The sequence below is a fragment of the Streptomyces sp. NPDC050528 genome (assembly GCF_044457795.1).
GTDB lineage: Bacteria > Actinomycetota > Actinomycetes > Streptomycetales > Streptomycetaceae > Streptomyces.
On the sequence record NZ_JBITHH010000017.1, the window covers coordinates 50,840 to 70,570 of the forward strand.

Here is a 19,731-nt window from a genome sequence, read left to right on the forward strand (position 1 = left end):
ACGGACGGTCGCCTACGCCACGAGAAATCATGAACCATGCGACCGGACGACTGGCACCTCACCGAAGACCTGGACGACTTCCTCGCCGGAGGCTGGGACTTCCTGCGCTCGCAACCAGCGCTGCACACAACGCGGTTGACGACGATGGAGAGACTACGGACGCGCGGTCCGGCCGAACACGGCGACGGCGCACCCCTGTTCGGCCGACTGGAACGAGCCGGAAGGATCGAGGCGACCTTCCACCAAATCTCGCCGTCCCGCGGCCTGGCCCCCACCTCCCTCACCCCCGAGCAGGCCGACACCCTCGCGACCCGCCTGGCGGACCGGGGGCACGCGCTTCCCTACGTCACCGCGGACGAGGACACCGCCACCGCGTTCGCCGAGGCATGGCAACGGCACACAGGCGCGAAGCCGACACTCCGCGTACGCCTCCACCTGTACCGACTCGGCACCCTCACCCCACCGCAACCGCTCCCGGAGGGCCGGGGCAGGGTCGCGGGCGAGGAGGACCATGCCCAAGTCGTCCACTGGTGCCACGAGTTCGCCGCCGCGGTGGACGAGGTCCTCCCCGCTTCCTGGACCGAAACCCGCTTCGCCGACAAGCGCTTCACGTTCTGGGAGACCCCGGACGGCACGCCGGTCTCCATCGCCGGCTCGACCGCGAAGATCGGCGACATGATCCGCGTGGACCCCGTCTACACCCCACCCCACCTCCGCGGCCGGGGCTACGCCGCCGCCGTGACGACCGAGGTGACCAGAGCCGCGCTGGCCACGGGCGCGAAGGAGATCGTCCTCTTCACAGACCCGGGCAACCCCACCGGCAACGCCCTCTACCAACGGCTCGGGTACGTCCTGATCACCGACTGGGCTGTCTACGACTTCTCGGACGCGGCGCCGGAGTAGCCCCGCCCGCCCGGCGAACCCGGACCACGCACTCCGCGAACCGCCCGGTGCCGGTACGCTGTACCCGCTCCGTCCCTGGTGGGCGTGTGCGCAGGTGGGTTGCCCGAGCGGCCTAAGGGAACGGTCTTGAAAACCGTCGTGGCAGCGATGTCACCGTGGGTTCAAATCCCACACCCACCGCGGTGTTGGTAAGGGGTGTCCTCCATGGAGGACACCCCTTACGCGTGTCTGCACGCGCGCGTGCTCGGGACCGGAACTACGGCCGATGCCCCGTCATCCGGGCCGCCGACGCGATCGTCGCCCGTGCCTCCCTCTCCGACAGCCCCGTGCCCAGGGCCGCCTCGACCAGCGGGTCGACCAGCGCGGGGCCGATGTCGTTCTCGTAGGCGCGGCAGGCCGCCCAGAAGAGGCGGGTGTTGCGTTGGCCCTCGTGGGCGGCGAGGACGAACTGGACCAGGCCCTGGCCGTGTTGGCCGGTCGAGGTGGGGGTGGGGTGGTTCGTGCGGGGTGGGGGGAGGAGCAGGCGTAGGAGTGACGGTGGGCAGGGGGCCGGGGCCAGGTGGGCGGTGGCGGGGGCGGCGCCGTAGAGGCCGTGGTCCGTGCGGGAGCCGGGGCCCACCAGGTAGCCGCCGGCGCCTCGGATGTCGATGCCGGGGGCGAGCCGGCCCGCGGAGTTGGGGACGACCACGTCGGGCGGGCCGGTGAGCCAGAGGTGGCGGCCGCCGCTGGGGGTCAGGACGACGACGGTCTCGGGGATCGTGAACAGGTGGCGGAGGGCGAGTTCGCGCAGGGCGGACGAGGAGTCCGTACCGGACTTGGTGTCGAGGTCGATGCCGATCAGGTGGTGCGGCGGCAGTCCGCACGCGATGCCGTAGCCGGTGGCCCAGGGCGCGGCGGCGAACAGTTCGCGGATGCGCGCCGGGTCGGTCGAGGCGTCGTACACCCCGTGGCCGAGGCGGCCGCACTCGCCGTGGCAGCGCGGGCTCACGGGGCCCGACGTCCCCGCTTCGCCCGCCGGGGGCAGCGGGTCGTCGCGGTGGGGGGAGCGCAGGGCCGGAAGTTTGGTGCGGGACAGGGGGATCACGGCCAGTCCGCGTTCGGCGGCTGACAGGGCGTGCGCGAGGGCCAGCGTCGTGGCCTGCCGGTCGGTGGTGGCCATGCATCCATGTTCGTACGAGTGTTCGAAAAAGGGAAGAGGAGGTGCCCGCGACTCGCCGGGGCGGGCGGATTGGTCGGAAATCTGGCGGAACGCTTCGCCCCTTGGGGCGCCTGGGGCGAGGGTGTCCGTACTGCCCTGAAGTGCGACTTCAGGGCGGTCAAAGGGGTTTATCGACTTGTCATCACGCTTCAGGGGGAATAACCCCTTCCGCTCTGGTTCGCCGGGGATTCGGTGGGCAACTCTGGTTCCGCGACGTCGTGCACAACACCGAGGCGGTCGGCCAACTGCCTTGGTAGAAGCAGTACTTGAAGCCGTAGTTCATGTGCGTTCGGCTACGAAGCCGGTGCGCAACCCGTTCTGGAGGAACAACATGGCAAGCATCCGTACCGCCCGCGTCATCGCCGCCGTCTCCGCCCTCCCGCTGGCAGCCGCCCTCTTCACCGGCGTCGCGGCGGCGGACAACGGCGCCATCGCGGGCAACGGATCGAACGCGGGTGTGGCGACCGTCAGCGGCAGCGGGGTCGGGCACGACAACAAGGGCAACTCGTCCACCACACAGCAGCAGGCGGTCGGCTCGGGGGCCTCGAACCAGAGCAACACCGCCCAGGTCAACGGTTCCGCGTTCACCGCCATCAACCAGGGAAACTCGAACGTCGCCGTCAACTTCGCCAACTTCTGGTAGCCGCGCCCCACTTCCGCGCGGGGATGCGCGGGGGTGTGTGAGGTGTGCTCTCTGGGGTCGTAACGCGTCTGCGCGGTGGTGCTTCGGCACCGCCGCGCAGGCGTTTTTCGTGCTCCACGCGCGCGTGCCCGTCGGTGGGGCACCTGTAGTGAGGTGCCCGTAGGGAACGACCTTGACAGTGCACGGCATCTGACGGACAGTCAGAAACCCTCGTCCGTACGACTAAGTCGGCTACGACGACTACGACGCCCCGGAGGTCCGCCGTCGTGCACCTCGCCCCCACCGAACGCCAGCGGCGGTTGCGCGCCGAACTCCGCACGTACTTCGCCGCGTTGATGCCGGACGGGCCACCCCGCGCGGACGACCCCCAGGGGCAGCGCGCCCTGCTGCGCCGCATCGGGGGCGACGGTTGGCTCGGGCTCGGCTGGCCGGCCGAGTACGGCGGTCAAGGGCGGGGCGCGGACGAGCAGTTCGTGTTCTTCGACGAGGCCTACCGCGCGGGCGCGCCCGTGTCGATGGTCACCCTGAACACCGTCGGACCGACCCTCATGAAGTACGGCAGCGAGGAACAGAAGGCCGCCCTCCTGCCGGGCATCCTGCGCGGCGAACTCGTCTTCGCCATCGGCTACAGCGAGCCCTCGGCCGGCACGGATCTCGCGTCCCTGCGCACGCGCGCGGTACGTGACGAGCGGGGCTGGCTGATCGACGGGCAGAAGATCTTCACCTCCAACGCCCACAACGCCGACTGGATCTGGCTCGCCTGCCGCACCGACCCCGAGGCCCCCAAGCACCGCGGCATCTCGATCGTCCTCGTCCCGACCGACGCCCCCGGCTTCTCGTGGACCCCGATCGAGACGGTCGGCGGACAGCGCACGACGGCCACGTATTACGACGGGGTCCGCGTCCCGGCCGGCAACCTCGTCGGCGCGGAGAACGAGGGCTGGTCCCTCATCACCAACCAGCTCAACCACGAGCGGGTCGCCCTCGCCGCGACCGGAATGCAGGCCGAGGAGTTCTACGCCGCCGTGCTCACCGCCGCCCGCACGCCCGATCCGGTGACGGGGCGGCGCCGGGTTGACGAGCCGTGGGTGCGGTCCCAGCTGGCCGAGGCGCATGCCCGGCTGGCTGCAACGCGCCTGCTCAACTGGCGTTTGGTGGGTGATGTCGGGGCGGGCCGACTGGCGCCCGGCGACGCGAGCGGCGTGAAAGTCGTGGGAACCGAATCGACGGTGGCGGTGTACCGAATATGTCAGCACATCGCCGGGACGGACGGACCGATGGGACTGGCAGGACTGGTGCGTTCGGGCTCGCCGGGCGCGTTCGGGGACGGCGAGCTGGAGCGGTTGAACAGGGCGGCACAGATCAACACGTTCGGGGGCGGGGTGAGCGAGGTGCAGCGGGAGATCGTCGCGACGATGCGGCTCGGGATGACGAGGGGGCGGAGGTGAGCACAGTGGTGGTAGACGAGTTGGGTGCGCGGCTCAAGACGTACGAGGGGCGCCCGGCCGCCGTCGCGGGCAGGGGCAGGGACCCCGTCAACGAGCCGATGATCAGGCACTGGTGCGAGGCGATGGGCGACACCGATCCCGCGTACACGGGCCCGGACGCCGTCGCCCCGCCCACGATGCTCCAGGCCTGGACCATGGGCGGCCTCTCCGGCCACACGGGACGCACAGGGGCCTACGACGAGCTGTTCGACCTCCTCGACGCGGCGGGCTGCACCTCGGTGGTCGCCACGGACTGCGAGCAGGAGTACCTACGGCCCCTGCGGCCGGGCGACGAGGTCACGTTCGACGCGGTGATCGAGTCGGTGTCGGACCGCAAGACGACGAAGCTGGGCACGGGGTACTTCGTCACGACGCGCATGGACGTCCGGGTGGGCCCGGACCTCGTCGGCACCCATCGCTTCCGCATCCTCAAGTACGCCCCCGCCCGCCGGAAGGAGGAGGGGAAACGGGAGGGGAAGGGGGCTCGTGCGCGGCGGCCCCGGCCCGTCGTCAACCGGGACAACGCCGGGTTCTGGGAGGGCGTGGAGCGGCATCAACTCCTCATCCAGCGCTGTACGGACTGCGGGACACTCCGCCACCCGTGGCTGCCGGGCTGCAACGCCTGCGGGGGCCTGGACTGGGACACGGTCGAGGCGAGCGGCGAGGGGACGGTCTATTCGTACGTGGTGATGCACCACCCGCCCTTCCCTGCCTTCGAACCTCCCTACGCGGTCGGGCTGATCGAACTGGCCGAGGGCGTGCGCATCGTGAGCAACGTGGTGGGGGTGCCGTTCGACAAGGTCCGCATCGGGCTGCCGGTGCGGCTCGAATTCCGGCGGTACGACGAACCTCAGGGGTCCGGCGACCAGGACGGCCCGCTGGTGCTCCCCGTCTTCCGGGTCCAGGAAGGCCGAGAGGGCGAGGTGGGCTGACATGGACTTCACGCCCACGGAGGAGCAGGCGGCGGCCCGTGATCTGGCCGCCCGGATCTTCGGCGACCTCGCGACACCCGAGCGGCTCACGGCGGCCGGGACGGACAGCGACCCCGAGCTGTGGAAGGCCCTGTGCGCGGCCGGACTGGTAGGCGCCGTCGAGGAGTTGGGCCTGCTCGGGCTGGTACTCCTCCTGGAGGAACAGGGGCGGACGACGGCCCAGGTGCCCTTCGCGTCGACCTGTGTGTACGGGTTGCTGGCGGTGACGGCGCACGGCTCTCCCGAGCAGCGGGAGCGGTTGTTGCCGGGGATCGGGGACGGGTCGGTGGTGGTGTGCGGGGCGTTTCCGGGGCAGGGGGGTGTGCGGGCGAGGGGTGGTGAACAGGCTTCTGCGCGGGGTGAGTTGACCGGCACGGTTCCTGTCGTCCCGTGGCTGCGGGATGCCACGCATGTCCTGGTCGCCGACGATCGGCGCGAGTTGTGGCTGACCCCGGTCGCGGAGGCCGCGCGCGTCGAGGCGGTGGAGCTGACGGCACCCTGGTCGGCGGGGCGACTGACGCTGGACAGGACACCGGCGGAACGGCTCGGTGCGGCGGACGTGCGCCTCGGTGCCGAGCTCCAGCAGCCTCCCGCCCACCCTCACCCCCTGCCCCAGCCTCATTCCAACCCCCCAACTCCCGCCCCCTATACCGACGTTCTGGCCACGGCCCGTACCGCCTTCGCGGGGCTCCAGGCCGGGGTGTGTGCCGGTTCGCTCGCTCGGGCTGTGGCGCATGTGAATGCCCGGGAGCAGTTCGGGCGGCTGTTGGCGACGCGGCAGGCGGTTCAACTCCGGGCGGCGGACGCGCACATGGACATCGAGGCGATACGCGTGACGGCGTACGAGGCGGCCTGGCGGCGGGACGCGGGGTTGCCGTACGCCACCCACGCGCTCACCGCCGCCTGGTGGGCGTCCGAGGCGGGCCAGCGTGTCGTCCACACGGGTCAGCATCTGCATGGCGGGGCGGGAGCCGACCTGGACCATCCGGTGCACCGGCACTTTCTCTGGGGCCGGCAGCTGGACGCGTATCTGGGTGGCGGGGGCGAAGTACTGCAAGAACTGGGGGAGTTGATCGTGAACGAGGAGGAGAAGGAGGTGGGCCAGGGATGACAGTGGAAGGGAAGCCGGTGAAGCCGGGGGACGAGCTGCCCCCGCTGGAAATCGAGATCACCCGCACCCTGATCGTCGCCGGAGCCATCGCCTCCCGGGACTACCAGGACGTGCACCACGACGCGGAGGCGGCCCGGCAGAAGGGCTCCCCCGACATCTTCATGAACATCCTGACGACGAACGGCCTGGTCGGCCGTTACATCACGGACCACTTCGGCCCGGGAGCGATCCTCCGCAAGGTGGCCATACGGCTCGGTGCGCCCAACTACCCCGGCGACACGATGGTGTTGACCGGCAGGGTCGAGGAGACGGACGGCGACACCGCGACCGTGCGGGTGCTCGGGGCGAACGGCATCGGCAGGCACGTGACAGGCACCGTGACGGTGACCGTACCGGCGGTACCGGCCGTATCGAGGGAGGCCGGGACATGAGCACCCGTACCCGCGACACTCTGGGCGGACGCGCCGCGATCGTCGGGATCGGGGCGACGGAGTTCTCCAAGGACTCGGGGCGCAGTGAGCTGCGGCTGGCCGTGGAGGCGGTGGGGGCCGCGTTGGACGACGCGGGGCTGACGCCGGCGGACGTGGACGGGATGGTCACGTTCACGATGGACACCAACCCGGAGATCACCGTCGCCCAGGCCTGCGGGATCGGTGAGCTGTCGTTCTTCTCCCGGGTCCACTACGGGGGTGGCGCGGCCTGCGCGACCGTGCAGCAGGCGGCGCTGGCGGTGGCGTCGGGGATCGCGGAGGTGGTGGTTTGTTACCGCGCCTTCAACGAGCGGTCGGGGCGCAGATTCGGCTCGGGGGTGACGCACCGGGAGCCGTCGGCGGAGGGTGCCGCGCTCGGCTGGGCGCTGCCGTTCGGGCTGCTCACGCCGGCGTCGTGGGTGGCGATGGCGGCGCAGCGGTATCTGCACACGTACGGCCTCACCCCGGAAGTGTTCGGGCAGGTGGCGGTGGTGGACCGCACGTACGCGGCGACGAACCCGGCGGCGTACTTCCACGGCAGACCGATCACGCTCGCCGAGCACGCGGCGTCGCGGTGGATCGTGGAGCCGCTCAGGCTGTTGGACTGCTGCCAGGAGACCGACGGCGCCCAGGCGATCGTCGTCACGTCGGTGGAGCGGGCCCGTGACCTGCGGCGACCGCCCGCTGTCATCGCGGCGGCGGCGCAGGGTGCCGGGCGGGCGCAGGAGCAGATGACCAGTTTCTACCGCGACGATCTGACCGGCCTGCCGGAGATGGGCGTGGTCGCGCGGCAGCTGTGGCGGACGGCGGGGCTGGGTCCCGAGGACCTGGACGTGGCGATCCTGTACGACCACTTCACGCCGTTCGTGCTGATGCAGCTGGAGGAGTTCGGGTTCTGCGGGAAGGGGGAGGCGGCGGACTTCGTGGCCGAGGAGGGCCTGCCGATCAACACGCACGGTGGACAGCTCGGGGAGGCGTATCTGCACGGGATGAACGGGATCGCGGAGGGCGTCAGACAGGTGCGGGGCACTGCCGTGAACCAGATACCGGGGGCCGGGCGGGTTCTGGTGACGGCGGGTACCGGGGTACCGACGTCGGGGTTGGTGCTCACGGGTCTTGCGGGCCCGTGACCCAGTCGGCCTTGGCAGCAACTCCCGCCGCCCTTGCCGCCCTTGCCGCGCGGACGACCCCCGCCGACTTCGCAACAGCCTCTGCCGCTCTCGCGGCTGCGGTGCCCTCCACCATCCTCACCGCCCTGGTGCCCTCCATCCACCTCACCGCCTCGGTGCCCTCCATCCACCTCACCGCGTCGCCGACCTCGACCAACCCTGCGGCTCCGGCGGCTGCCGCAGCCCTCACGCCTCCGGCGACCGCGGCACCCCGCACGCCTCCGGCGACCGCCACAACCGCCCTACGACGCCGGCCGCCCTCACGGCCCTCGGCGCCTCGACATCCCCCACGCTTCTACCGCCGTCAAGAACCCCAGCGCGCCCCTCGCCTTCACCGCCCGTACCGGGGCCCGTCGCCCTCACCCCCATACCGGGCTCGTCCCCCTCACCACCCCCACCGGGCCCGTTGCCCTCACCAAACCCCACCGGGCCCGTCGCCCTCACCACCCGTACCGGCCCCGTCGCCCCAACCCCGTGACTGCCCCCCCGCCCCCCCTTCCCACGGACAGGCAAGCCCCCAGGGGTAAACCCGCAGTACCGGTGAGCCGCTCGTCCACCTTCAGGAGGTGTAGCCAGCCCCACCCCTACAACCTGAGGCGGAGTCGGCTTCGGGACCTGCGGCCGATCCGCAGGAGTGGGGGTCACTCATAGCGTGGAGCCATGACCACAGCCGTCTGCACCAGCGTGTCGAACGCCGCCGCACGGGCCGCCGTAGGAGCCACCACCCGGCCCGCCCCCAGGCCGGCCGTACGGCCTGTCACGCGGAGCGCCACCCGGCCCGCCGCACGGCCCACGCAGACCCAACCCCAGGCCGGAACCCAACCCCAGACCGCAACCCAAGCCCCGAGCCAGGCCGCGACCGGTACGCAGGCCTCGGCCTCGGCCCAGGCCCAGGCTCGGCCGCAGATGCTCACGTACCCGTCGTTCGCGTCGTACATGAGGGCCAGGCAGCCCGTGCTGCTGCGTACCGCGCGGTCGCTGACCGCGAATGCGTGTGACGCGGAGGACCTGTTGCAGACGGCGCTGACCAAGACGTATGTCGCCTGGGAGCGGATCGAGGACCACCGCGCGCTGGACGGTTATGTCCGCCGCGCGCTGCTGAACACGCGGACCTCGCAGTGGCGCAAGCGCAAGGTGGACGAGTTCGCGTGCGACGAGCTGCCCGAGCCGGAGACGGCAGGCGGCGCGGAGGACCCGGCCGAGCAGCAGGCGTTGCACGACGCGATGTGGCGGGCGATCGCGAAGCTGCCCGAGCGGCAGCGGGCGATGGTCGTCCTCAGGTACTACGAGGACCTCAGCGAGGTGCAGACGGCCGAGGTGCTCGGGGTGTCCGTGGGTACGGTGAAGTCGGCGGTGTCGCGGGCGCTCGGCAAGCTGCGCGAGGACCCGGAGCTGGTCCTGGTCCGCTAGCCCAAGGCGACAGCGTATGGCGGCAGCGCATGGCGACACCCCATGGCGGCAGCGCATGGCGCCACCCCAAGGCAGCAGCCCACGGCAGCAGCCCACGGCGGCAGCCCAAGGCGGCAGCCCAAGGCGACGTGAAGTGATCGATCACCCATCCCTAGTGACATACCGTGCGGTATGTGAGCAGAATCAGCGCATCCCTTACTACCGCGTAGGCAATGTCGCCCCGGGAGGACGCCGTGCTGAGCACCATGCAGGACGTACCGCTGCTGATCTCCAGGATCCTGACCCACGGGTCCACGGTCCATGGAACATCGCAGGTGATCAGCTGGACCGGTGAGGGAGAGCCGCAGCGCCGTTCCTTCGCGGAGGTCGGTGCCCGCTCGGCCCAACTGGCGCACGCCCTGCGCGAGGACCTGGGCGTGGCGGACGGCGAGCGTACGGCCACGCTGATGTGGAACAACGCCGAACACGTCGAGGCATACTTCGCGATCCCCGCCATGGGTGCGGTGCTGCACACCCTCAACCTCCGCCTCCCGGCGGACCAGTTGGCGTGGATCGTCAACCACGCGTCGGACCGGGTCGTGATCGTCAACGGTTCCCTGGTCCCGCTGCTCGCCCCGCTGCTGCCCAAGCTGCCGACGGTCGAGCACATCGTCGTCTCCGGCCCCGGCGACCGCACCCCCCTCGACGGCGCCCACGCGCGCGTGCACGAGTACGAGGACCTCATCGCCGGCAAGCCGACCACCTACGACTGGCCCGAGCTGGACGAACGCCAGGCCGCCGCGATGTGTTACACCTCCGGCACCACGGGCGACCCCAAGGGCGTCATCTTCAGCCACCGTTCGATCTACCTGCACTCCATGCAGGTCAACATGACCCAGTCGATGGGTCTCACGGACCAGGACACATCACTTGTGGTCGTGCCCCAATTCCACGTAAATGCTTGGGGTTTGCCCCACGCCACCTTCATGACCGGCGTGAACATGCTGATGCCGGATCGCTTCCTCCAACCCGCACCGCTCGCCGAGATGATCGAGAGCCAGCGCCCCACGCACGCGGCGGCCGTCCCCACCATCTGGCAGGGCCTGCTCGCCGAACTCACTGCGAAGCCCCGCGATGTCTCGTCGCTCACCCAGGTCACCATCGGCGGTTCGGCCTGCCCGCCCGCCCTCATGGCGGCCTTCGACAAGCTCGGCATGCGGGTCTGCCACGCCTGGGGCATGACGGAGACCTCCCCGCTGGGCACGGTCTCGCGCCCGCCGGCCGAAGCGGTCGGCACGGACCGGGAGTTCGAGTACCGGCTGACGCAGGGCCGTTTCCCGGCGAGCGTCGAGGCCCGCCTCTCCGGCCCCGGCGGCGAACGCCTCCCCTGGGACGGCGAGTCCGCGGGCGAGTTGGAGGTACGCGGCCCATGGATCGCCGGCGCCTACTACAACGGCCCCGACGCCGAACCCCTGCGCCCCGCCGACAAGTTCAGCGAGGACGGCTGGCTCAAGACGGGTGACGTCGGCACCATTTCCCCCGACGGTTTCCTCACCCTCACCGACCGCGCCAAGGACGTCATCAAGTCCGGCGGCGAGTGGATCTCCTCCGTCGACCTGGAGAACGCCCTGATGTCCCACCCGGACGTCACCGAGGCCGCCGTGGTCGCCGTCCCCGACGAGAAGTGGGGCGAGCGCCCGCTGGCGACCGTGGTCCTGCGGGAGGGTTCCACCGCGGACTTCACGTCTCTGCGAGCCTTCCTCGCCGCCGAGGGCAAGATCGCCAAGTGGCAGCTCCCGGAACGCTGGACGATCATCGAGGCGGTCCCGAAGACGAGCGTCGGCAAGTTCGACAAGAAGGTCCTGCGCAGGCGGTACGCCGACGGTGACCTGGACGTCACCGAGCTCTGACCGCGTACGGTCCCGTCATCGTCGTACGGCCTCGAAGCAGTCGTACGACGATGACGCGCACCCCGACAACGCACGCCCCGACAACGCACGCCCCGACAGCACACACCCCTGACGACGCGCAGGGCGTCACCGTCGCCGCGCCCCCGCAGCCGTCGACACCCACCCGATCACCAACCACACCCCCGCCACCACACAAACCCCACCCCAGCCCCAGTGACTGAACGCCGGCCCCGCGAGCGACGAGGCGAGCGCGCCCCCGGTGAACCCGGCGACGACGTACGCGGTATTGGCGGTCGCCGGGGTGGAGGTGGTCGTGAGGGCGAGGGTCTGGTTGGCGACGTGGGAGGCGACCAGGGCCGCGTGGATCGCGATCGCGGCGACGAACAGGGCCCAGAGCACATGTCCGCCCAGCCAGAACAGCGGCACGGACACCGCCGCGAGCACAAACGCGGACCGTACGACCTTCCCCGCGCCGAACCGGTCGACGAACCCGCCCGCGAGCGGAGCCACCGCGCTGGCCGCCAGCCCGAAGAGCCCGAACAGGCCGGCGGTCGCGGTCGAGAAGCCGTAGGAACCGCCGGTCGTACTCGTGAGCAGCAGGGCAAGGGTCGTCCACAGGGCGCTCCACGCGCCGAACATCCCCGCCTGGCGCAGGCACGCGCGCCACAGGTCGGGGGAGGTGCGGACCAGGCCCGGCAGGGCCGCGAGGCCGGCGAAGAGCGGGCCGGAGCCGCGGCGCTTCTCGGACGGGAGGACGTACGCGGTGGCGAGGCCGAGGACGAGGGTGAGGGCGGCCGAGCCGATGAACACGACCCGCCAGCCGTAGGCCTGGCCGACCAGGCTGCCGACGACCCGCGCGGCCACGATCCCCGTGAACAGGCCCGCTATGACCGCCGCGACATGACGGGCGCGGTGGTGGGCGGGGGCGCGTTCGGCGACGAGCGGGACGAGGAGTTGCGGTACGACGGTCGCGGCGGCCGCGACGAAGACGGCGACCGCGAGGGCGGCGGTGCCGGGGGCCGCCGCGCCGACGAGCAGGGCCGCCGTGGTGGCGACGGAGAGCGCGGCGACCAGCGGGCGCCGGTTCACGCGGTCGCCGAGCGGGGCGAAGAAGAGGAGACCGGTGGCGTAGCCGAACTGCGCGACCGACGCGATCCACGCCACGGCGGACGGGGTCGAGCCGAAGTCGTGCGCGATGAGGGGGAGCAGCGGGCCCGCGAGATAGATGTTCGCGGCCGTCACGGCGGTACAGACGGCGATGAGCACGAGGAAGAGGCGGTCGGCGGCCGTGGGGACCGGCCTCTCGACCGACGTCTGCGCGATGGTTGCCGAGGACATGAGCGGTGGCACTCCTTCAGACCTGCGGGACTCGCGAGCCGCCCACGAAGACTCCGGGCACGTCCACGAAAGCTCCCGGTCGGCTCTAGCAACTAACTGGTTGGTTGGCAGCTGGAACAGCATGCGGCGCCCCGGAATTCCCTGTCAACCAAATAGTTGGTTACCGCCGCCTCCCGAGTACCCTGGCCGCATGGGAGTCAGAGACCCCGAGGCCACCAAGGCCCGGATCTTCGAGGCGGCGGTCGCCGAGTTCGCGCGGCACGGCATCGCGGGCGCCCGCATCGACCGCATCGCCACCGAGGCCAAGGCCAACAAGCAGCTGATCTACGCCTACTTCGGCAACAAGGCGGAGCTGTTCACGCAGGTCCTCGGCAGGTCCATGCTCGACCTGGCCGTCCAACTCCCCGTCGACCCCGACGACATCGAGGGCTGGATCGACCGGCTCATGGACTACCACGCGGCCCACCCCGAAGTCCTCCGCCTCCTCTTCTGGGAGGGCCTGGAGTACGGCACCGCCGAACTGCCCGACGAGGCCGAGCGCCAGCAGCACTACGCGTTCAAGGTCGCCGCGCTCCAGGACGGCCAGGACCGGGGTGTCGTGAGCGACGCGATCCCGGCCCGCGACCTCCTCTTCCTGCTGGTCGCGATGGCCAACTGGGGTGTCGTGGTACCGCAGATGCGCCGCGTCCTGGTGGGCGCGGACGACACGGACCGGGACCGGCTCCGCGAGTCCATCAAGGAGGCGGCGCGGCGACTGGTCGCCAAGTAGCCGCCCCCGAACGGTAGTTGGCCAACTAGCAGCCCCCGACCGATAGTTGGGGTTAGTTGGTACCGATCCGGGCGAGCAGGTCCACGATCCGCGACTGAACCTCGGTACTCGTAGACCGCTCGGCAAGGAAGAGCACCGTCTCACCCGACGCCAGCCGAGGCAGATCGGCCTGGTCCACCGCAGCCGTGTACACAACGAGCGGCGTGCGGTTGAGCTGCCCGTTGGCCCGCAGCCAGTCGACGATCCCGGCCCGCCGCTTGTGCACCTGCAACAGGTCCATGACCACAAGATTGGGCCGCAGTTGCCCCGCCAGAGTCACCGCATCGGCATCACTCGCGGCCCGGGCCACCTGCATCCCGCGCCGCTCCAACGTCGCCGTCAGCGCCAGCGCGATCTCCGCGTGCTCCTCGATCAACAGCACCCGCGGCGGATGCTGCTCACTGTCCCGAGGCGCCAGCGCCTTCAGCAGAACGGCGGGATCGGCACCGTAGGCCGCCTCACGCGTGGCCTGCCCCAGCCCGGCGGTCACGAGCACCGGCACCTCGGCCGCGACGGCCGCCTGCCGCAACGACTGCAACGCCGTCCGCGTGATCGGCCCGGTCAACGGGTCCACGAACAGCGCCGCCGGGAACGCGGCGATCTGCGCATCGACCTCCTCGCGCGAGTGCACGATGACCGGCCGGTAACCGCGGTCGCTCAGCGCCTGCGTGGTCGTCACGTCCGGCGCGGGCCACACGAGCAGCCGCCGCGGATTGTCCAGCGGCTCGGGCGGCAACTCGTCGTCGAGCGGCTGCGGCCTGGGCGTATCCGCGATCTCAACGGCCCCGCCCGGCCCGTCCAACGGCTCCGGCCCCTCGGCCGCGTTCTCGTCCGGTGCTCCTATGGCGTACGACCGCCCGGCCCCCTCGGTCATCTGCGCGAGCCGCGACTGCCCGGCCATGGACGGCTGCTGAGCCCGCTCACTCGGCTCCGGCACCCCACCGGCGGCCTCGGGCCGCGTCCCCAACTTCCGTCGCCGGCCGCCCGATTGATGCGGCGGAGGCGTGGGCGTGGCGGTGGGCACCTGCACCTGAGCGGCCTGCCGCGTGAACGGCACCCCCTGCCCCAACGTCCGCACACTGATCGCCCGCCCCTGAGTGGAGTTGGGATCAATGGGCGCGGCGGCCTCAGCGGGAAGCGGCTGAGCGGCACGCGCCTGCGCGGGCACGGGAGTCCCGGGCGCGGGCGTGTTCGGGTTCGGCTGCGGATTCGGGACCGCGTTCGGCGCTACGGCGGTCTCGGCGCCGTTCGCCGCGACGGGTGCCGGAGCCGCGGCCGGCGTCGGCTGCGCGGCGGGCAGGGCCTGCGGCGGCACCGGCTCACCGGACTGCCCCTGAACGGGGGCGACTTGACCGGGAATGCCGTGCGGGGAGACGGGCTGCCCCTGCGTCCCCTGAGCCGGCAGCCCTTGCGCGGGCACGGCCTGACCGGGAATCCCCTGCGGCGGAATCGGCTGACCGGGAACACCGGGGGCGGCTTGCCCCGGGATCCCCTGAGGCGAGACAGGCTGGCCGGGATGTCCCTGCCCCTGAATCCCCTGCGGCGCGACCGGCTGCCCGGGGTTCCCCTGAGCCGGAATCCCCTGCCCGGGAACCGCCTCGGCAGGCAACGGCTGCCCCGCCGGAGCCTGCCCCGGGCCGGGAAGCCCCTGCGCGGGAGCAAGCTGCACAGCGGCACCGGGCTGCCCAACTCCCGCCTGCGCAACGCCCTGTTGCTGCCCGCCACCGACCCGCGCCGGAACCCCCTGCTGCCCCTGCTGCCCCTGCCCGGCCGTCCCCTGCGCCGAAACCACCGCACCGGGTTGCCCCTGCCCCTGCACCTCGACACCGGCCTGAACCGGGGCCCCGGCCTGCACGGGCACCGACTCCCCACCCTGCGCCTGCTGTTGAGGCTGCGGCTGGGCAACAGCCCGACGCCGCCGCCCGGTTGGCGCGCTCGCGGGATGAGGCTGAGGCGGAGTGTGATCGTCACTCTGATCGACCGGAACGGCATCGTGCCGCCCGTCGTCACCGGGATGCCCACCAGGAACACCTCCGGGAACCTGCCCGGGCACCACCGGAACTCCCGGAGCCTGCGCAACTCCCGGCGCCTGCGCGGCCGTTGCCGCAGCGACGTCCGGCGTCCGATCGGCCTCGGCCGGCGGCAACGCGAACACGGTCCGCGCCCCCGCCTCCTGCGCGGCGGCCCGCTCGGCCGCGGCCGCCAGGGCCCGCCGCCGACGCCCGGTCGGCTGCCCGTCCTCGCCACCGGAGTCGTCAGCACCACCGGAGTCGTCGGCGGAGCCGCCCGCGGGCAACGCGGCGGCCGGCAACGCCTGCCGCTCACCACCCACAGGCACACCGCGAGGCGACACCGTGCCACCCAGCCCCGTACCCGAAGCCGCGGTCCCGGCGGCATGCTCCGCCGCCGTCATCACAGCGCCCTCGGAGACACCCCCGGCCACACCCTCGGAGTCACCGTCGGCCGCGCGCCCGCGCCGCCGCCCGGTACCGCTGGACGCACCGTCGCCGCCCGCTTCCGCAGCGGCCGACTCGTCGCCCGCACGCCTCCTGCGCCGCCCGGTGGGCACCGCGGCCTCACCACCGGAGCCGCCGGAGCCACCCGTGTCATCGGCCCCCGGCACCTCGCTCTCCAGGAACGCGTCCACGGAGGACCGCCGCGCCCGCCGCCGCCCGCTGGTGCCGGACGCCTGCTCGGGCAGGGCGAGTTCGGCGCCGCCACCGGTCGCGGCCGGAGCCGCGACGGCCCCCGCCCCGCCCCCGATGGGCACCTCCAGCACATACGCGCTGCCGCTCATCCCGGGCACGTCGTGCGTCTGCAGCACACCGCCGTGCGCCCGCACGATCCCGCGCACGATCGGCTCGTGCACCGGGTCTCCCCCGGCATACGGCCCGCGCACCTCGATCCGTACGACCTCACCGCGCTGCGCCGCCGCCACGACGACCGTGTTGTCCATGTAACCGCCTGCGGAAACAGGCGAGTTGCCGGTCGCGTCGACCCCCGCGACATCCGCGACGAGATGCGCGAGCGCGGTCGCGAGGAGCACCGGGTCGACCTCGGCCTCGATGGGCGGGGCGTGCACGGCGAACTGCACCCGCCCGGGCCCGATCAGCTCCACGGCCCCGTCGACACCGGCCGCGACCACCGCGTCCAACATCACTTTCGTACGGGCGAGTTCCCCGTCGCCGGTCTCCAGCCGCTGGTAACCCAGCACGTTGTCGATGAGCTGCGTGATACGCGAGTAACCCGCCGACAGATGATGGAGAACCTGATTGGCCTCGGGCCACAGCTGCCCCGCGTCATCGGCGGCCAACGCGGCCAGTTCCCGGCGCAGTTCGTCGAGGGGGCCGCGCAACGACCGCCCGAGCAGCGTGAGGAGTTGCTCGTGCCGGCCGGCCAGTTCCTCGAACCGGTCCTTCTCGCGCTCGCCGAGGGCCGCGTACCGCTCCTCGTTCGCCGCGAGCTCCTCCTCGTGCCGCTCCTGGAGCTCCTCCAGCTCGGTGATGTGCTTCTGGCGCAGCGAGGTCAGCTCGGAGGCGTGCTCCTCGTCGATGCGCTCCAGCTCGTCCCGGTGCAGCTTGTCGGCGGCCTCCTTCTCCTCGGCGAGCGAGTCGTAGGGCCGCCGGTCGGTGAACGTCATCACGGCGCCGACGAGTTGGTCGCCGTCGCGCACGGGCGCGGTGGTGAGGTCGACGGAGACCCGGTCCCCGTTCTTGGCGAACAGCACCTGCCCGCGCACCCGGTGCTTGCGCCCGGACCGCAGGGTGTCGGCGAGCGGCGACTCCGCGTACGGGAACGGCGACCCGTCCGCCCGCGAGTGCAGCACGAGCGTGTGCAGTTCCTTGCCGCCGAGATCGCTGGCCCGGTACCCGAGGATCTGCGCGGCGGCCGGATTGACGAGCACGACCCGCCCGTCCGTGTCCGTTCCTACGACGCCCTCGGCGGCCGCGCGCAGGATCATCTCGGTCTGCCGCTGCGAACGGGCCAGCTCGGCCTCGGTGTCCACGGTCCCGGAGAGGTCGCGCACGACGAGCATCAGGAGCTCGTCGGAGGTGTAGCCGTAACCGTCGTAGGCCTGCTGGCCGTCTTCGAGGTTGGCGCTGGTGACCTCGACGGGGAACTCGGAGCCGTCGGTGCGGCGGGCGATCATGCGGGTCGGCTTGGTCCGGCCGCGCGGGTCCATCGAGTCGGGGCGCCGCATGGACCCGGGGATGAGCCGGGAGTCGAACTCCGGCAGCAGGTCCAGCAGTCCGCGCCCGACGAGCGCGGTGCCCGGCGCCTCGAAGGCCTCCAGCGCGATGGTGTTCGCGTTGACGACGGTCCCGTTGGCGTTGACCAGCACCAACGCATCCGGGAGCGCGTCGAGTATGGCTGCGAGGCGAGCAGCGCCTCGGGATGGCCTGCTGCTCACGAGACGCTTCCTCCCTGTTACCGCACCTTGCCGACCGCGGAGGCCATCTTGCCAACCTGCCCGCGACGTGTCACGCGAGGGAGTCTAAGGGCAGTCCTTGTGCTCGCGGAGTGAGATGAGAGGGAGGTCGCACGGTGAAGTGACGTAGAACGTGTGACCGAGCGCTAACCGGCCACCGTTCCCCGGTGTTCCTGGTGACCGCCGCCGAGGTCGGGCAGCAGCGGGACCATCGCGTTCCAGCGGGAGATCTCGCAGCCGTTGCCGCGGTCGTACGTCGCGTCGACCGGGCGGCCGGCCCAGGTGCCGGTGACATGGGCGGTGGCGGGGCCGCCGTAGACCATCGTGCACATGCTGTCCGGGGGGACCGGGGCGAAGGGGTCCTTTCCCCACTGGGTGTTGCGGCCGACGGCCGCGCAGGCGCCGGTCACGTCCGGGTGGGTGCCGCCGCCGGGGTGGCAGTACAGCTCGTGCGTCCCGTCGGCCGCGCCGCCCGCGTGCCGGACGGTGACGGTGAGGTGGTCGCCGCCGGACCGGTCCTCGTCACGTACGGGTGGTGGCGCGAGGGGGCGGAGAGTTCCGGGGGACGCGGTGGCGGGCGCGGCGGCCAGCGAGCCGACGGTGGCGACGGACGCGGCGACGATCACGAGGAAACGGTTGACCTGCAACATGACCTGACTAACGCCCGCCGCCCCCGGACGTTGCGGACACGGCGGCCGGCATCAACGGCTTTGCTCTGCGGCCCGCCCGCCTAGTACCGTGGGAGGCGATTGGTGACACCGCGCTCGTCTGTGTCATCATCTGCACGCACCTTCCGCGCTCGCGCGGGGGGTTGTGCTGGAGGCGTCGCCTAGTCCGGTCTATGGCGCCGCACTGCTAATGCGGTTTGGGACGCAAATCCCATCGAGGGTTCAAATCCCTCCGCCTCCGCACCTCACCCGAAGCCCCGGTCCACGCGACCGGGGCTTCGGTCGTCGACGGGGTCGTCCGCAAGGCCGTTCTGAGGCCGTTTCCGCAGCTCACAAGCGGTATGGCTAACGGATTTCACATGGCGGCGGCAGTCATGTAATGTTCTTCCTGTCGCCGCGAGCGGCCCGGAAGGGCCGGGAACGACGAAGGAAAACAAGAAAAAACAAGCACTCGTAGCTTAACGGATAGAGCATCTGACTACGGATCAGAAGGTTGCAGGTTCGAATCCTGCCGAGTGCACATCTGACGAGAGGCCCCGGAGCGATCCGGGGCCTCTCGCGTGTGTCCCTCGTGTGTCCCTGGCGCGGATGCCCCGGCGTCCGTTGTTTCGAAGTCCGGTGGCGGATTCTGGTGGTTCCGGGGTGGTTCCGGGAAGGGCCAGGTCAGGGGCGTGAGGGGTACGTTCGGGGCCTCGAAGTGGTTCCCGAGTGCCCGATCTGTGATGAACAAGCGATGTGGACGGCCTCAGCGAGTGGCGTGTCTAGGCCCATACTGGAGTCAATGACAAAGCCAGCTGCACCGAAGCGCTATTTGCCCACCAGTCCCTTCAAGGCCCCGGCCGCGGCGGCACCCAAGCAGTTCGCCGTGGGCGACCAGGTCACACACGACATGTACGGCCTCGGCCGGGTCATCGGCATCGAGGACGGAATCGCGGTGCTCGTCGACTTCGGGTCGGTTCAGGAGCGCATCCTGAGTCCGTACTCCAAGATGAGCAAGCTGTAGGACCGCTGTGCCCGGTTCATGGCACACCAGGTCCTAGTGGCCTGTAACGAACGGGAGACCTCTCATCGACCTGACCTCGCTGTTCTCCGCCCCGGACGGGGCGTCCCGCCAGTCCAGTGCGGGATCGCCCCCTCCGGCGACGAACCCCTTCCAGGCCCCGGACTTCGGGGAGGACGAGACGCTGCCGTACGACGACGGGCAGGCACCCTTCTCGGACATGGACGAGGTTTTCCG

The 19,731-nt window shown here is 71.3% G+C and carries 15 protein-coding genes and 3 tRNA genes; 14 read left to right on the forward strand and 4 right to left on the reverse strand.

All coding sequences use genetic code 11. The features are described from left to right. Positions 1–36: 36 nt before the first annotated feature. Positions 37–903, forward strand: coding sequence for a GNAT family N-acetyltransferase (locus ACIBK4_RS43045; RefSeq protein WP_399004342.1), 867 nt, complete (start codon positions 37–39; stop codon positions 901–903). Positions 904–996: 93 nt separating this feature from the next. Beyond that, positions 997–1,083: transfer RNA gene (locus ACIBK4_RS43050), tRNA-Ser, on the forward strand. A 76-nt stretch (positions 1,084–1,159) separates the two neighbouring features. Here ACIBK4_RS43050 and ACIBK4_RS43055 read toward each other — a convergent pair. After that, positions 1,160–2,062 (reverse strand): bifunctional DNA primase/polymerase, encoded by a 903-nt coding sequence (locus tag ACIBK4_RS43055; RefSeq protein WP_399004344.1) that lies wholly within the window; start codon positions 2,060–2,062, stop codon positions 1,160–1,162. A gap of 370 nt (positions 2,063–2,432) precedes the next feature. Between ACIBK4_RS43055 and ACIBK4_RS43060 the strand changes: the two genes are divergently transcribed. The 8 genes from ACIBK4_RS43060 (at position 2,433) to ACIBK4_RS43095 (ending at position 11,251) form a co-directional block, all read left to right on the forward strand. Then, a complete protein-coding gene (locus ACIBK4_RS43060; RefSeq protein ID WP_033285529.1) occupies positions 2,433–2,744 on the forward strand; it encodes a hypothetical protein in 312 nt (103 codons plus the stop codon). A gap of 266 nt (positions 2,745–3,010) precedes the next feature. Then, complete coding sequence (locus tag ACIBK4_RS43065) at positions 3,011–4,192, forward strand: acyl-CoA dehydrogenase family protein (protein ID WP_399004346.1); 1,182 nt, start codon at positions 3,011–3,013, stop codon at positions 4,190–4,192. Continuing rightward, positions 4,189–5,163, forward strand: a complete 975-nt coding sequence (locus tag ACIBK4_RS43070) for a bifunctional MaoC family dehydratase N-terminal/OB-fold nucleic acid binding domain-containing protein (protein ID WP_399004348.1) — start codon at positions 4,189–4,191, stop codon at positions 5,161–5,163. The genes ACIBK4_RS43065 and ACIBK4_RS43070 overlap by 4 nt, the downstream gene beginning before the upstream one ends. Before the next feature lies 1 nt (position 5,164). Then, a complete protein-coding gene (locus ACIBK4_RS43075; protein WP_399004350.1) occupies positions 5,165–6,313 on the forward strand; it encodes an acyl-CoA dehydrogenase family protein in 1,149 nt (382 codons plus the stop codon). 17 nt (positions 6,314–6,330) lie between these two features. Then, positions 6,331–6,744 carry a MaoC family dehydratase gene (locus tag ACIBK4_RS43080; protein WP_399004651.1) on the forward strand — a complete coding sequence of 138 codons (414 nt, stop codon included), beginning with the start codon at positions 6,331–6,333 and terminating at the stop codon, positions 6,742–6,744. Next, entirely contained in the window at positions 6,741–7,913 is a 1,173-nt protein-coding gene (locus ACIBK4_RS43085) for a lipid-transfer protein (RefSeq protein ID WP_399004352.1), read from the forward strand. The genes ACIBK4_RS43080 and ACIBK4_RS43085 overlap by 4 nt, the downstream gene beginning before the upstream one ends. Before the next feature lie 945 nt (positions 7,914–8,858). Then, positions 8,859–9,362 (forward strand): SigE family RNA polymerase sigma factor, encoded by a 504-nt coding sequence (locus tag ACIBK4_RS43090; protein ID WP_399004653.1) that lies wholly within the window; start codon positions 8,859–8,861, stop codon positions 9,360–9,362. A 212-nt stretch (positions 9,363–9,574) separates the two neighbouring features. After that, on the forward strand, positions 9,575–11,251 hold the full coding sequence (locus tag ACIBK4_RS43095) for a long-chain fatty acid--CoA ligase (protein WP_399004354.1): 1,677 nt from the start codon (positions 9,575–9,577) through the stop codon (positions 11,249–11,251). A 126-nt stretch (positions 11,252–11,377) separates the two neighbouring features. Here ACIBK4_RS43095 and ACIBK4_RS43100 read toward each other — a convergent pair whose 3' ends face one another. After that, positions 11,378–12,589 carry an MFS transporter gene (locus tag ACIBK4_RS43100; protein ID WP_399004356.1) on the reverse strand — a complete coding sequence of 404 codons (1,212 nt, stop codon included), beginning with the start codon at positions 12,587–12,589 and terminating at the stop codon, positions 11,378–11,380. Positions 12,590–12,779: 190 nt separating this feature from the next. Here ACIBK4_RS43100 and ACIBK4_RS43105 point away from each other — a divergent pair, with 190 nt between their 5' ends. Then, the gene (locus ACIBK4_RS43105; protein WP_399004358.1) at positions 12,780–13,358 is read left to right on the forward strand and encodes a TetR family transcriptional regulator; all 579 of its coding nucleotides are present in this window, start codon (positions 12,780–12,782) and stop codon (positions 13,356–13,358) included. 52 nt (positions 13,359–13,410) lie between these two features. Here ACIBK4_RS43105 and ACIBK4_RS43110 read toward each other — a convergent pair whose 3' ends face one another. Beyond that, positions 13,411–17,808, reverse strand: coding sequence for a PAS domain-containing protein (locus tag ACIBK4_RS43110; RefSeq protein ID WP_399004360.1), 4,398 nt, complete (start codon positions 17,806–17,808; stop codon positions 13,411–13,413). A 164-nt stretch (positions 17,809–17,972) separates the two neighbouring features. Further along, the gene (locus ACIBK4_RS43115; protein ID WP_399004362.1) at positions 17,973–18,476 is read right to left on the reverse strand and encodes an SSI family serine proteinase inhibitor; all 504 of its coding nucleotides are present in this window, start codon (positions 18,474–18,476) and stop codon (positions 17,973–17,975) included. Between the two features lie 168 nt (positions 18,477–18,644). Here ACIBK4_RS43115 and ACIBK4_RS43120 point away from each other — a divergent pair. The 3 genes from ACIBK4_RS43120 (at position 18,645) to ACIBK4_RS43130 (ending at position 19,497) form a co-directional block, all read left to right on the forward strand. Continuing rightward, positions 18,645–18,735 (forward strand) — tRNA-Ser (locus tag ACIBK4_RS43120). A gap of 206 nt (positions 18,736–18,941) precedes the next feature. Continuing rightward, a tRNA-Arg gene (locus ACIBK4_RS43125) sits at positions 18,942–19,014 on the forward strand. A gap of 261 nt (positions 19,015–19,275) precedes the next feature. Further along, a complete protein-coding gene (locus tag ACIBK4_RS43130) occupies positions 19,276–19,497 on the forward strand; it encodes a hypothetical protein (protein ID WP_033285538.1) in 222 nt (73 codons plus the stop codon). The last annotated feature ends 234 nt before the right edge of the window (positions 19,498–19,731 follow it).

Bases quoted from the DNA above. Each gene is read 5' to 3' on its own strand.
- ACIBK4_RS43105 (WP_399004358.1), top strand. From the start codon at position 12,780: ATGGGAGTCAGAGACCCCGAGGCCACCAAGGCCCGGATCTTCGAGGCG.
- ACIBK4_RS43060 (WP_033285529.1), top strand. From the start codon at position 2,433: ATGGCAAGCATCCGTACCGCCCGCGTCATCGCCGCCGTCTCCGCCCTC.
- ACIBK4_RS43115 (WP_399004362.1), bottom strand. From the start codon at position 18,476: ATGTTGCAGGTCAACCGTTTCCTCGTGATCGTCGCCGCGTCCGTCGCC.
- ACIBK4_RS43090 (WP_399004653.1), top strand. From the start codon at position 8,859: ATGCTCACGTACCCGTCGTTCGCGTCGTACATGAGGGCCAGGCAGCCC.
- ACIBK4_RS43130 (WP_033285538.1), top strand. From the start codon at position 19,276: ATGACAAAGCCAGCTGCACCGAAGCGCTATTTGCCCACCAGTCCCTTC.
- ACIBK4_RS43045 (WP_399004342.1), top strand. From the start codon at position 37: ATGCGACCGGACGACTGGCACCTCACCGAAGACCTGGACGACTTCCTC.
- ACIBK4_RS43100 (WP_399004356.1), bottom strand. From the start codon at position 12,589: ATGTCCTCGGCAACCATCGCGCAGACGTCGGTCGAGAGGCCGGTCCCC.
- ACIBK4_RS43055 (WP_399004344.1), bottom strand. From the start codon at position 2,062: ATGGCCACCACCGACCGGCAGGCCACGACGCTGGCCCTCGCGCACGCC.
- ACIBK4_RS43075 (WP_399004350.1), top strand. From the start codon at position 5,165: ATGGACTTCACGCCCACGGAGGAGCAGGCGGCGGCCCGTGATCTGGCC.
- ACIBK4_RS43095 (WP_399004354.1), top strand. From the start codon at position 9,575: ATGTCGCCCCGGGAGGACGCCGTGCTGAGCACCATGCAGGACGTACCG.
- ACIBK4_RS43085 (WP_399004352.1), top strand. From the start codon at position 6,741: ATGAGCACCCGTACCCGCGACACTCTGGGCGGACGCGCCGCGATCGTC.